Here is a 12,246-nt window from a genome sequence, read left to right as displayed (position 1 = left end):
CCCAGCCCGGCGGAGACAAGCCATGGCGAAATCAGACTTCCGACAGCACAAGATAACGCTCTGCACCGATTGCCGCTTCACCGGAGGCCCATGCCGGCCCGGCGCCGAGCTGCTCGCGCAGTTGAACCGCAGCGTTTCAGCGCTCGGCGGGCCGCTCGACCGGGATTTCTCGATCGCCGGCACGGTCGCGATGACCGCCTGCACGCGGCCCTGCACGATAGCCTTCCAAGCGACCGGCAAGGCGACCTATCTCTTCGGCGACATCTCGCCGGAGGAAGACATCGACGATCTTGTCAGCTTCGCCGCCGCCTGCGCCGGGGGCGAGGTGTTTGACGCTTTCCCTGCTGCGGCGTTCAGCGCCAACGGCAAGGGCCTTGCGCGCGTTCCGGCGGCGCTCCTCGTTTCCGAGGACACCGCGGGGCTGCTGCAGTGAGCGCGGGGAGGGCATTTTCATGAGCGACAAATTCAGTAGCTTGCAGCGGGGCGCGGGCGCCAGCCTGCGCGTCGAAGGACTGGTGTGGGGGCCGCGCGTCGGCCTCCGGCTCGTCCGCGATATCGGTTTTTCCATCGCGCCGGGCAGCCGGCTCGCGATCATCGGCCCGAACGGTGCCGGCAAGACCTCGCTGTTGCGCTGCCTCTATCGGGCGGTCGAGCCGATCGCCGGCCGTATCGAGATCGACGGCGTGAACCTCTGGGCGATGAGTGCGCGCGAGGCGGCAAGGACGATTGCGGTCGTCCTGCAGGAAATGCCGGGCGATTTTCCCTTCAGCGTCCGCGACGTGGTGATGATGGGGCGGATCCCGCGTCGCGAGGGGATCAGCGGCTGGAGCGATCGCGACCGCGAGCGGGTGGCGCATGCGCTCGAGCATCTCGACCTTGCCCATCTGGCGCGCCGCCAGTTCGCCACGCTTTCGGGCGGCGAGAAGCAGCGGGTGCTGATTGCCCGGGCGCTTGCCCAGGAACCGAAGATCATCATCCTCGACGAGCCAACCAACCACCTCGACATCCGCCACCAGCTCGAAATCCTCGATCTCCTGCAGACGCTGAAGCTGACGATCGTCACGACGCTGCACGACATCAATCTCGCGGCCGAGTTCGCGACCGAAGTCGCGATCCTGACCGAGGGGCGGCTTGCCGCCTTCGGCCCGCCGGAGACGGTGCTGAAGCCTTCGGCGCTCTCGGCCGCCTTCGGCGTCCATGCCACCGCGCATGGCGATGCTGCGGGCCAGGTTTCCCGCTTTTCCTTCACGCTCTCGCGGTCCGACGCAATGCCCGTCGCGCGACCGTCCCGTTCCACAGGAGTAATCCAATGAACAGACTTCTTCTTGCCGCCGGCGCGCTCGTCCTTGCCGCCGTGCCGGCGCTCGCCCATCCCGTCACCGTCAAGAGCTGCAACCGCGAGGTCACCTTCGATGCCGCGCCTAAGCGGGCGATTTCCAACGACGTCAATCTCACCGAGATGATGCTGGCCTTGAAGCTGCAGGATCGCATGGTCGGCTACACCGGCGTTTCCGGCTGGAAGACGCTGGACGAGCGGCTGCGCGAGGGCGTCAAGCAACTGCCCGAACTCGCGGAAAAATATCCGACGAAGGAAGTGCTGCTGAATGCCGATGCGGATTTCTACTTCGCCGGCTGGAACTACGGCATGAAGGTCGGCGGCGAGGTGACTCCGGAAACGCTGATGCCCCTCGGCATCAAGGTCTATGAGCTGACCGAGAGCTGCATCCACATCATGGCGAAGGGCAAACCGACGATGGAAGACATGTTCGTCGACCTCCTGAACCTCGGCCGCATCTTCGGGGTCGAGGAGAGGGCCGAGGCGCTGGTTCAGGGCTATCGCAATGAGCTCGCCGAGATCACTGCCAGGATCAAGGGAGCCGAGCGGCGGCCAGTGCGCGTCTTCGTCTACGACTCCGGCGAGGAAAAGCCCTTCACCTCCGGGCGCTACGGCATTCCGACCGCGATGATCGAAGCGGCGGGCGGCGTCAACATCGTGGACGATGTCGAGAAGAGCTGGACGGAAATCTCCTGGGAGCCGGTGATCGACCGCAACCCGGAAGTGGTCGTCATCGTCAACTACGGCGAGGTGACCGCAGACCAGAAGATCGCCTTCATGAAGAGCAATCCGGCCTTCAGGAACGTGGACGCGGTGAAGGACGACCGCTTCGTCGTGCTAGAATATGTCGAGGCGACGCCGGGCCCGCGCAACATCGAGACGATCAGGCGGCTGGCGAGGAGTTTTCACGCCGAGGCGATGTGAGTGGGCCGGGGCGTGTGAAGAAGCATCGCGTAAGGGAGATGGCGCGTCCGCATCTCGGCTGTCGAAATGTTCGGCTTCACGGCGCTGGCAGATGATGGTTCCCACCAGAACCTCATTCCTGTGCTTGTCACAGGGATCCAGCCACGGCGCGTCGCGCCGTGAATGACGCGCCTTGAGTGGTTGGACGCCGCGGAGGAGATGGCTGTCGGAGGGCTTGCGGAGCAACCCGAATCTAACCCTCAATCGGGCCGGCGGAGTCTCCCGCGCCGCCGACGCGGCGCGGCTGGATTCCTGTGACAAGCACAGGGATGACGGAGTTGATCTTTTTGCCACGCATCAACAAAGCAACTCACTTGATGAGGGCCACAAGCGGCGGCTGACGATGACATAGAATGAATTAGTACAACCATATGATTTTCATCAATTTTATGATTGGGCATCCGTCCCTCGACCCCGAGAAAACCCGAAAGCTTCAACCCGACGTGAAAACCGCACTTTTCATCCTCGCGGCACTGCTTCTGCTTTGCCTCACCGTCACCGCCGGCGTCTCGCTCGGTTCGGCGCCTATCCCGGTCGCGACCGTCTGGTCGATCATTGTCGCCAAGGTCGCGCCGGGCAGTGTCGAGGTCCTGTGGTCGGCCGGCCGCGAAAGCATCGTCTGGGACGTGCGCCTGCCGCGCGTGGCGCTCGCCGGGATCGTCGGTGCCGGGCTTGCGGTGACCGGCGCGGTGCTGCAATCGGTGACGCGCAACCCGCTTGCCGATCCGCATCTCCTGGGCGTCTCGGCGGGCGGGGCGCTCGGCGCGATCGTCGCGTTGCTCCACACCGGTCTTCTCCTCGGTCTCGCGACGGTGCCGCTCTTTGCCTTCGCCGGCGCGCTCGGCGCCACCGCGCTGGTGGCGCTCGTCACCCGCGTGCTCGGCACCGGCGCCGATCGCCTCGTGCTTTCCGGCGTCGCGGTCGCCTTCACGCTGACGGCGGCCGGCAACCTCCTGATCTTCCTCGGCGATCCGCGCGCCGTGCACACGGTGATCTTCTGGATGCTCGGCGGCCTCGGCCTCGCGCAATGGCCGCATCTCGTCTATCCGGCGCTGGCGCTCGCCGTCTCACTCGGCTGGCTCACAGTCCGGGCGCGCGAGATCAATGCGCTCGCCATGGGCGACGAGACGGCGATGACGCTTGGCATTCCGGTGCGTCGCTTCCGCCTGATGCTCTTCATCATCACTGCGCTGCTCACGGGCGTGATGGTGGCGTTCTCCGGCGCGATCGGCTTCGTCGGCCTGATGATCCCGCATTTCGTCCGCCTCTTTGCCGGCAGCGATAATGTCCGCGTCATCCCGCTCTCCGCCTTTGCCGGCGCGCTCACGCTGATCCTCGCCGACCTCGTCGCCCGTGTCGTCATGGCACCCGAAGACATGCCGATCGGCGTCGTCACCGGCCTTGCCGGCGGCCTCGCGTTCATCGCCATTCTCAAGCGGCGGGGGTGAGGGACGAGCACAGGGTGAGGTGCGCGTTGATGGTGCGGTCGTCCTCGTCAGACAGTTCGCTCCGGTGCACATTCCGCGGCAAACTCCGTCAGCAGGCTCGACCCCTCCGGCCAGTCGCCCAGGCCGCTCGCACCATTGATGTGGCCGCGGGCGCCGATTTCGACGAGGCGGCTTCGCCATTGGCGGGCACGGGCGCAGGCGTAGTCGAGGGTGCCGTAGGGGTCATCGGCGCTGGCGACGATGAGGGAGGGGAAACGAAACGCTTCCGTCGGCGGGTTCGCGAAGCTCTTCGCCTCGTTCGGAAACGCGGCTCCTTGCGGATCCGGGACCGCGACGAGGAACGCGCCGGCGACCGGCAGCGTGGAAGCCTGCTGCCAGTGGGCGACGAGGAGGCAGGCGAGGCTGTGCGCCACGAGGATCGGCGGCGCGGGCACCGCTGCGACCGAACGCTCCAGCGCGGAAATCCAGTCGGTGAGATCCGGCTCGTCCCAGTTCGTCGGCCGGAACCGCTGCATGCGCGAATTTTCCTTCTCCCAGAGCGTCTGCCAGTGGGCCTCGCCCGAGCCGCCGATCCCGGGCAGTATGATGATGCTCGTCATGATCTCTCCTGTCGCTGTCTACTGCATGTTTCCTTAAATCGGAGCCGATTTAAGGAAAAAAACATGCAGCGATTCAAAGTGCTGCAGCGACCCTTGTGCGTCTGAAAGGACGCACGGCGCTGCAGGGGAGGATGATGACGGCTTTCTTTTTCGTCAGGAATGCGGAACTATCGGAAAACGTCTCCAATTTCCGATGAATTAAAGGCCGAACATGATAGTGCAGGAAAATCATCGTGCGCTCGATCCAATCGATATCGCCATCCTCGAAACGCTGCAGGAGGACGGGCGCATCGCGATTTCGGAACTGGGGCGACGGGTGGGGCTCTCTCAGCCGGCAACGTCTGAGCGCGTCAAGCGGCTGGAGGAGCGCGGCTTCATCCTCGGCTACGGCGCCCGCGTTGATCCCGCCGCGCTTGGATTGGGCATGATGGCAGTCATCCGGCTGCGTACGACGCATGAAAACATCCGGCCATGCCTCAAGCAGTTCGCCGAGATGCCACATATTGTCGAAGTGCTGCGGCTGACCGGGGAGGATTGTTTTTTGCTGAAGGTGCTCGTGCCATCGCCCGGAGAACTGGAGACGATCGTCGACGCGATCGCCAGGTTCGGGGCGGTGACGACCTCGCTGGTACTGCGCGCGGAGCCGCCGAAACCCATCGGGCGGGCACTGCTGCAGCGGCGGTGAGGGCGGCATGTCCGCCGCGGCGCGGGACAGTTTGCCCGCGCGTTAATCGACCGCCAGGAGTCATTCATGGCACCTTGGCCGCCCGGAGGCTCCGGCGTCCGTTGACACGACCGGCGTCCCCGCCGTGCTGCCCGCAATTCTTCGTGCACCATCGGCGCGAGCATTGCCGATCGACGGTGGAAACCGCATGATCGCCCCCTATCTGATGCCCGGAATTGACGAGAGGCACTGAATGACTGACGAGATCGCGATCTGCACGCCGGAAGAGGTCCTGAAATTCTGGTTCGGCGAGCTTTCCTACGACGATTGGTTTACGCCGAGCGCAGAGCTCGACCGGCAATGCATGCAGCGTTTCCAGGCCTCGCATCTGGCGCTTTCGAGAAGGCTCGACGACGCCTGGCGGGCAACGCCCGAACACTGGCTTGCGGCCGTCCTTCTCTTCGACCAGTTGCCGCGCAACATGTATCGCGGCTCGCCGCTCGCTTACGCCACCGATTGCCTGGCGCTGCGCGAGGCGAAGCTTGCGATCGGCGCCCGTGCGGATCTCGCGGTGCCGAAGGAATGGCGCGCCTTCTTCTACATGCCCTTCGAGCATTCGGAGAACCTGACCGACCAGACGATGGCGGTAAAACTTTTCACCGAGCTCGGGGACGCCGACTATCTCGACTATGCCATCCGCCACCGCCAGGTGATCGAGCAATTCGGTCGCTTTCCGCACCGCAACGTCATCCTCGGCCGGGTTTCGACGCCGGCCGAGGAGGCCTATCTGGCCGAGCCGGGCGCGGGGTTTTGAGGGGTGCTGAGGCCAGGGCGCACGCTGCCGAACGACATTAACGGAGGAAACCATGTACAAGAACAGCTTGCCCTGGGAAGGGGGATGCCGCTGCGGCGGGGTGCGGTTCGAGGTCAGTGCGCCGCCGCTGCTCACCATGGCCTGCCATTGCGCGGGCTGCCAGCGGATGACCGCCAGCGCCTTCTCGCTGAGCGTCGCGATCCCGAGCGAAGGCTTTGCCGTGACGAAGGGCGAGCCGGTGATCGGCGGCCTGCACGGCGCGACCCGGCACTATTTCTGCCCGCACTGCATGAGCTGGATGTTCACGCGGCCGGAGGGCATGGACTGGTTCGTCAACGTTCGCGCGACGATGCTCGACGATCCGGGCTGGTTCGCGCCGTTCATCGAAACCTGGACGAGCGAGAAACTGCCCTGGGCGACGACGCCCGCCAACCACAGCTACGAGGCGCTGCCGCCCCTGGAGGCTTACGAGGGCCTGTTGGAGGAATATCGCAAACAGGCTGGAAGCCCGGCATAGCCGGACGGGCGAGGCGTTGGAGCGTTACCGTTTCGTTGAAGCGGTGGAACTGCAAGCGGAGTGCACTACAGCGCCGCGCGTCTGATCAGACGCGCCAAGGATGCCGTCGCTTTGAATTGCAGTGATTCAGGAAAACCGCTCCCAGGCCGCTTGCCGCGATATGCCCAGCGCCTAGCCGATCTGGGCCCAGCTGACGCGTCGCGACCGGAGCGTTTCCACAACGGTTCGAAGCTGGTTGTTCTTGCCCTCGACCGTTTCCTCGATCGGCTTCACAAGGGCGAGCAGCCGTTCCGTCGGCGCTTTCTCAAGCGAAATCAATGTCGACGCTATACTTGTCATGATGCCTGCGTGGCGGTAGTATTCGTTCAAATTCTTTCTATGACCTTTGTGGCCTTAACAAGACGAGAGAAAACGCACAGGCGTTGTCGGCAAAAGCCTTCACGATCTCCGAGGTGATGCAGGCCGGGCGCGATCGTAATAGCTTATCGATTGACAGAATTGTTTTTTAATAATCAATCTTTTTGCTGGTTTCTCACCGAAGATAAGCGAATTATCTCTTGCCTAATAAGGGATATACTTCGAGGGATCTGGAAAGCATATTCGACGTAACCCGATGTTCCGCAATTCACTCCCGACAGTGTTCACCATAGACTTGAGGAGGATCAACAGGATGCCGGAAAACAAAGATGCCGCTTCGAACGGAGCGCCGATGAGTGCCGAGCAGCTTCGCATGCAAATGCTGGAGCGGGAAATGGCGGAAATGGAGAAGGAGCGAAAGCTCCGCTCGCTGCAAGAGCAGAAGCTTGCCGATTTCGCCGCCGATTTCCTTGAAAAACATGTCACCGAGCAGGAAATCGCGGTTGTCCGCCGCCTCGTTGCCAATGCCGTCAAGGACGGCAAATTCGAAGCCATGGTCTACAGCTTCCCGTCCTCGCTCTGCACAGACAGCGGCCGGGCGATCAACAGCTCCGATCGCGACTGGCCGCAAACATTGCAGGGCAAGGCCAAGGAGTTCTATGAACGTTATCAGACCTTCGGCAAGCCGCAGGGCTACAAGCTGAAGGCGATGATCATCAATTTCCCCGGCGGCATGCCGGGCGATGTCGGCTTCTTCCTCGACTGGTCGCCCGACAAGGCCTGAGCGCGGCCTGTTCACGCGCGGCGCTTACTGCGCCGCGCGTCTTATCAGGCGGCGCGCCTGCACGCAGATGCGGCGAGCAGGCGCTTCCTTTCAGAAAACGTCCGGTACGGTCCGGCGGATGTGAGTGTCGTCGACGTAGTCGTTCGGGCGCTTCTGCCGCTTGCCGAATTCGGGTTCCGGGAACTTCACCCGCTCATAGGGGATCGAGGCCAGGATGTGCGAGATGCAGTTGATGCGCGCGCGTTTCTTGTCGTTGGAGGGCACGATCCACCAGGGGGCAAAGTCGGTATCGGTCATGCGGATCATCTCGTCATAGGCGCGGGTGTAATCCCACCACCGGCGATAGGATTCGACGTCCATCGGGCTTAATTTCCACTGGCGGGTCGGGTCGTCGACGCGCTGGCGGAAGCGCCGTTCCTGTTCCTCTTCGCTGACATCGAGGAAAAATTTGAGCAGCACGATGCCGCTTTCGATCATTGCCGCCTCGAACCGCGGTGCAAGTTCGAGGAAGCGCCGCGCCTTCTCCTCGGTGCAGAAGCCCATGACGCGCTCGACGCCCGGGCGGTTGTACCAGGAGCGGTCGAAGATCACGACCTCGCCTGCCGCCGGCAGGTGCTGGATATAGCGCTGCATGTAGATCTGCGTCTTCTCCCGGTCGGTCGGAGCGGGCAGGGCGACGACGCGGAAGACGCGCGGGCTGACGCGCTCGGTGAGCCGCTTGATCACGCCGCCCTTGCCGGCTGCGTCACGGCCCTCGAACACGATGACGACGCGGGCTCCGGTCTTCTTCACCCAGGCCTGGAGATGGGCGAGTTCGACGTGGAGCCGGGCGAGTTCCTTCGCATAGTCGCCGCTCGACTTCGTCGCCGGCTCATGCAACTGGGCGACTTCCCTGTTCTTTTCCTTGTCCTTATTTTTATTCTTGTCCTTTTTGCCGTTCTTGCCGTTCTTGACCATGCTGCTCTCCCATCTGGCCGTTGCCTGCTTGTTTTCAAAAGTTGCGATGTCGGCGCAGCGGAGGATGGCTCTACTGCGCGGCTCTTTCCGCACCGCTTTTCTCGAAGGCGTCCAGCGCGTCGTCGAGATCCTCGAAGATCATCGTGGGGCCGATTTTCGCGATCACGCCGGCCCGTTCGAGGATCTCGCGCGCTCCGAAATGCAACTCGGCGATCGCAAGCGCGATGCCGCGCCTGCCGAGATCGTCATGAACCTCGTCGAGCATGGCGGCTGCGGAACTGTCGATCTGGGCGATCGCGCTCGCATCCATCACGAACCAGCGAGTGTCCGCGGGCAGCTCATCAATGACGGCGCGCAGGCGCGTCTGGACGTAATCGGTGTTGAAGAACAGCAGGCTGCCCTGGACCATGAAGACGGCAAAGCCGGGCACCGGCCGTGCCGCCGGGTTGCGGTGGAGCTTGTAAAAGCCGTCATGGCCGGCAAGCCTGCCGAGCAGGGCGTCGCGCGGAAACATCGTCTTGTGCAATACGTAGACCAGCGTCGCGGCGATTGCCGTGGCCACGCCTTCCAGAACGCCGAAGCTGATCGGTCCGGACATCGCGATCAGCGCGAAGACGAATTCGACGCGGCTGATACGCCAGATCTCCCTCAGGGCGGAAATATCGATCAGGCTGAGCGCGGTTGCCACCAGCACCGCGCCGAGCGTGGGGATCGGCAGGATGCGCAGGACATCGCCGAGGTACAGGAGAACCGCCATCAGCGCCGCGGCCGCCACGATACTCGCGATCTGCGACCGGCCCCCGACGCTGAAGTTCACCGCTGTGCGCGAGTCCGAAGCCGTGACGGGAAAGGTCCCGAAGAGCCCGGCGGCGATGTTCGCCGCACCGAAGCCTTCGAGTTCGCGGTTCGGGTCGACCAGGTAACCGCCCTTGGCCCCGAAGCTGCGGGCGGCGATGATGCCGGAGCCGAAGCTCACCAGAAAGATGGCGCCGGCGCCAAGCAGGAGCGACTGGAAGGGGAGGCCAGACACCGGCGGCAGCGTCAGCGATGGCAGGCCGCGCGGGATATCGCCGACCACCTTGATGCCGTGCCCTTCGAAATCGAACAGGGCCGATAGCAACACGGCGAGCGCGACGACCAGCACCGGCCCGGGAATGCGCGATTGCATGACGCGCGCCGCCTGCAGGAGTGCGAAGGACACGGCGGCAAGCAGCAGCGACGGCCAATGGATCGATCCGGCCTTGCTGACAAGTTCGAGGACGGGCGCGATCAGGCCGTCACCCTCGATGTCGATGCCGGTGACCCGGTCGATCTGGCCGATCAGGATCGAAAGCGAGATGCCGGCGAAAAAACCGATCAGGATCGGGCGTGACAGAAAAGTCGCGAGCACGCCGAGCCGCACCGCCCGGGCGATCAGGCACAGCGCGCCAACGGCGAGCGCCAGCAACGCGGCCACCGTGACCCGATCCGCGCTGACGCCGGGCACCGCATAGACCGTGGTCAGCACCGCGGCCAGAACCGTCATGGTCGCGGCGTCCGGCCCGACGATCAGGCGCCGCGACGGGCCGAAGAGCGCATAGGCGATGAGCGGCAGGATGCTGGCGTAGAGGCCGGTCTCCGGCGGCAAGCCGGCGATGGCCGGATAGGCGATGGCGCTCGGAAGGCCGACTGCGGCGATGGCGAGCCCGGCGGAAACGTCGTTGCGCAGCCAGCTCGCCTGGTAGCCGGCAAGATTGGCAATCAGTGGCAGGCGAGGGAGGGTGAGTTGCATCCCCGTCACCTCCGGATCAATGGCCCGTGAGCACCAGGGTCTGGACGGGCAAGAGCAGCGCCTGCAGCCGGAGGATCGCCGCATGCACCAGACCGACCGTGTCGATGACATGCAGGTACGCCCAGCGCCACGTGCTGATGCCGGGCTCATGCAGCGCGTCGTGGTTGCTGGTATAGGCGTTGGCAATGCAGCTGCTGCCGGGCGGGATGTCGAACGCCTGGCCCTGGAAGAGCGGCTCCAGATAGGTCGTCAGCGTGCCGGGACGTGCCAGTTGCTGGACGTCGACGAGCAGGTCCGTCGGCCGATACTGGCCAGCGGCGATGACGTCCTGGACCTCGGTGACCACCATCGGAATGATGGCGAAGGGTTTGCCGATACAGGTCGCCTCGGCGATCATTCCGGCCTTCATCACCTGCGCCTCGATCTGGCCGAAGCCGGCGATCAGGCCGATGCGCCGTTCTTCCGGCACGAGGATGCCGGCCGAGCGGATCATCGGATTGACGACGTCGCCGGGTCGAAGCGAGAATTGCTGCACGGTCCCGGCCACGCCGGCGCGCACGGTCGTCTTGTCCAGATCCACCTGTGCCTGGGCGAGCGCTGCCTCGGCGCTTGCCTTCTGCGCCGGCAGCAGCGAGGAGATCTTCGTCTGCAGCGTTTGCTTGTTGGAAACGGCGGCGGCGAGCGCGCCCTTGCGGCCGTCGGCGGCGACCTGCAGTCGCTCGATTTCCCGCCTTGCGACAATGTTGGGATTGCGCTCGTTCAATTCGACCTGGGTCTGCAGTTCGTTCTGAGCCTGGAGATAGGCGCCTTCGGCTTGTGCGATCAGGCCGTCGGCTGAGGCGAGCTCGCTCTCTGCCACCGTTGTCTCGGCTTCGATTTCCACGACGCGCCGGCGTGCGGTTTCAAGCGCCGCCTGCTGCTCGGTATTGTCGAGACGGAAGAGCGGCGCACCGGCCGCGACCTTCTCGTTGGTGCCGACGAAGACCTCCGCGACGCGCCCGTTCGACTCAGGCAGGATCGTGACGGTGCGGAACACGGCGGTGACATTTGTTGTCGAGGGGTGGAAGTAGAAGATCATCGTGATCAGCGACACGGTGAGGATGACGCAGGCGGTGATGCCGTAGCGCAGCTCGAACCACATCGAATAGAGATTGATCTCGCGGCCGATGCGCTTGCCCTGCACATAGCGGCGGAAGAGAAAGTCGGGAAAGATGGTGAGCATCGAGCAGATCAGGAATTCCAGCATGGCTCACCTCCTGCGCTCGATCTTGTCATCGCCCTGGGCGACTTCGAGCGGCACCCATTGCGACCCTTCCGCTCTTGGGGCTTCTGGAGGCGGCGTTTTCGGCGGAGGCTCCGAGGGGGCTGCTCCGTTCTCTTGCCGCTCGCGCGCCTCCCTTTCATCGCGGCGGGCAATCCTGGCGAGCGAGCGCGCCATCGACTTGACCGGGGAGGCAAAGTCCGGAAACTCGATCATGGCAAGCAGCAGCGCGGCGATCCAGAACAGATGATTGTGGGTGAAGAGCGCGATCAGCGCCAGCACGCCGATGATCTGCAGCTGCGCCTTGCTGGCGCCGTGCGCCATGTGTTCGGGCAGCGCGTGCAGGCGAAGGTAGAAGATGCCGACCAGGAAGACCATGAGCAGCACGAAGACGACCATTACATTGAACAGGACGTCCGTCTGTCCCGGCGCGGTGATGAAGACAGGCAGATGATCCACTGCCGCCGGATGCAACGTTTCTGCCATCTCATTTCCCCCGAAACACAGAACACGCCAACGCCCCATCATACGCATTGGACTTGGATTTCATAGCGTTATTGCGGGTGGTCAAAAAGAAAGGGCGGCTTCACGCTACGGGAGGAAAAGGGGGCTGCTGCGCCGGGGTTGTGCCCGTCCGGCTCGCTGAGTGGCCAAGCTAGGGTGGAACAGTGATGGTTGTCGGTTGCCGGCCGGAGTGCAAACCAATGTCGTTGCGACCCTCCAGGGCGTCTACTGCATGTCTCCTTAAATCGACCTCGATTTAAGGACAAAGACA

Annotated in this window: 14 protein-coding genes; 8 read left to right on the top strand and 6 right to left on the bottom strand. The window is 63.9% G+C overall.

Annotation, left to right across the window (positions count from 1 at the left end):
• The first annotated feature begins 22 nt into the window (after nucleotides 1–22).
• The 4 genes from RB548_RS09515 to RB548_RS09500 all read left to right on the top strand — a co-directional run bounded on the left by RB548_RS09515 (nucleotide 23) and on the right by RB548_RS09500 (nucleotide 3,747).
• Entirely contained in the window at nucleotides 23–433 is a 411-nt protein-coding gene (locus RB548_RS09515) for a DUF1636 family protein (RefSeq protein WP_331374682.1), read from the top strand.
• 19 nt (nucleotides 434–452) lie between these two features.
• Nucleotides 453–1,313, top strand: a complete 861-nt coding sequence (locus RB548_RS09510) for an ABC transporter ATP-binding protein (RefSeq protein ID WP_331374681.1) — start codon at nucleotides 453–455, stop codon at nucleotides 1,311–1,313.
• On the top strand, nucleotides 1,310–2,260 hold the full coding sequence (locus RB548_RS09505; RefSeq protein ID WP_331374680.1) for an ABC transporter substrate-binding protein: 951 nt from the start codon (nucleotides 1,310–1,312) through the stop codon (nucleotides 2,258–2,260). The genes RB548_RS09510 and RB548_RS09505 overlap by 4 nt, the downstream gene beginning before the upstream one ends.
• 482 nt (nucleotides 2,261–2,742) lie before the next feature.
• Entirely contained in the window at nucleotides 2,743–3,747 is a 1,005-nt protein-coding gene (locus tag RB548_RS09500; RefSeq protein WP_331374679.1) for a FecCD family ABC transporter permease, read from the top strand.
• A gap of 47 nt (nucleotides 3,748–3,794) precedes the next feature.
• Here the strand turns inward: RB548_RS09500 and RB548_RS09495 are convergent, their stop codons facing one another.
• Nucleotides 3,795–4,346, bottom strand: a complete 552-nt coding sequence (locus tag RB548_RS09495) for an RBBP9/YdeN family alpha/beta hydrolase (protein ID WP_331374678.1) — start codon at nucleotides 4,344–4,346, stop codon at nucleotides 3,795–3,797.
• Nucleotides 4,347–4,557: 211 nt separating this feature from the next.
• On the opposite strand from RB548_RS09495, the gene RB548_RS09490 reads away from it, so the two are divergent.
• The 3 genes from RB548_RS09490 (at nucleotide 4,558) to RB548_RS09480 (ending at nucleotide 6,341) form a co-directional block, all read left to right on the top strand.
• Complete coding sequence (locus RB548_RS09490; protein ID WP_331374677.1) at nucleotides 4,558–5,031, top strand: Lrp/AsnC family transcriptional regulator; 474 nt, start codon at nucleotides 4,558–4,560, stop codon at nucleotides 5,029–5,031.
• Between the two features lie 232 nt (nucleotides 5,032–5,263).
• Nucleotides 5,264–5,824, top strand: a complete 561-nt coding sequence (locus tag RB548_RS09485) for a DUF924 family protein (protein WP_331374676.1) — start codon at nucleotides 5,264–5,266, stop codon at nucleotides 5,822–5,824.
• A gap of 52 nt (nucleotides 5,825–5,876) precedes the next feature.
• Nucleotides 5,877–6,341 carry a GFA family protein gene (locus RB548_RS09480; RefSeq protein WP_331374675.1) on the top strand — a complete coding sequence of 155 codons (465 nt, stop codon included), beginning with the start codon at nucleotides 5,877–5,879 and terminating at the stop codon, nucleotides 6,339–6,341.
• A gap of 171 nt (nucleotides 6,342–6,512) precedes the next feature.
• Here RB548_RS09480 and RB548_RS09475 read toward each other — a convergent pair whose 3' ends face one another.
• Nucleotides 6,513–6,680, bottom strand: a complete 168-nt coding sequence (locus RB548_RS09475) for a hypothetical protein (RefSeq protein WP_331374674.1) — start codon at nucleotides 6,678–6,680, stop codon at nucleotides 6,513–6,515.
• Nucleotides 6,681–7,011: 331 nt separating this feature from the next.
• On the opposite strand from RB548_RS09475, the gene RB548_RS09470 reads away from it, so the two are divergent.
• Nucleotides 7,012–7,482, top strand: coding sequence for a histidine kinase (locus RB548_RS09470; protein ID WP_331374673.1), 471 nt, complete (start codon nucleotides 7,012–7,014; stop codon nucleotides 7,480–7,482).
• A 90-nt stretch (nucleotides 7,483–7,572) separates the two neighbouring features.
• Here the strand turns inward: RB548_RS09470 and ppk2 are convergent, their stop codons facing one another.
• From ppk2 to RB548_RS09450, 4 genes are all read right to left on the bottom strand, one after another.
• Nucleotides 7,573–8,439 carry a polyphosphate kinase 2 gene (gene ppk2, locus RB548_RS09465; RefSeq protein ID WP_331374672.1) on the bottom strand — a complete coding sequence of 289 codons (867 nt, stop codon included), beginning with the start codon at nucleotides 8,437–8,439 and terminating at the stop codon, nucleotides 7,573–7,575.
• 70 nt (nucleotides 8,440–8,509) lie between these two features.
• A complete protein-coding gene (locus RB548_RS09460; protein ID WP_331374671.1) occupies nucleotides 8,510–10,210 on the bottom strand; it encodes a SulP family inorganic anion transporter in 1,701 nt (566 codons plus the stop codon).
• Between the two features lie 16 nt (nucleotides 10,211–10,226).
• On the bottom strand, nucleotides 10,227–11,456 hold the full coding sequence (locus tag RB548_RS09455) for an HlyD family secretion protein (protein ID WP_331374670.1): 1,230 nt from the start codon (nucleotides 11,454–11,456) through the stop codon (nucleotides 10,227–10,229).
• A gap of 3 nt (nucleotides 11,457–11,459) precedes the next feature.
• The gene (locus RB548_RS09450; protein ID WP_331374669.1) at nucleotides 11,460–11,957 is read right to left on the bottom strand and encodes a hypothetical protein; all 498 of its coding nucleotides are present in this window, start codon (nucleotides 11,955–11,957) and stop codon (nucleotides 11,460–11,462) included.
• Between the last annotated feature and the right edge of the window lie 289 nt (nucleotides 11,958–12,246).

The sequence above is a fragment of the Sinorhizobium chiapasense genome, assembly GCF_036488675.1.
Classification (GTDB): Bacteria; Pseudomonadota; Alphaproteobacteria; order Rhizobiales; family Rhizobiaceae; genus Sinorhizobium; species Sinorhizobium chiapasense.
The sequence above is the reverse complement of the archived record's forward strand: the minus strand, read 5'-3'. Positions and strand labels throughout refer to the sequence as shown.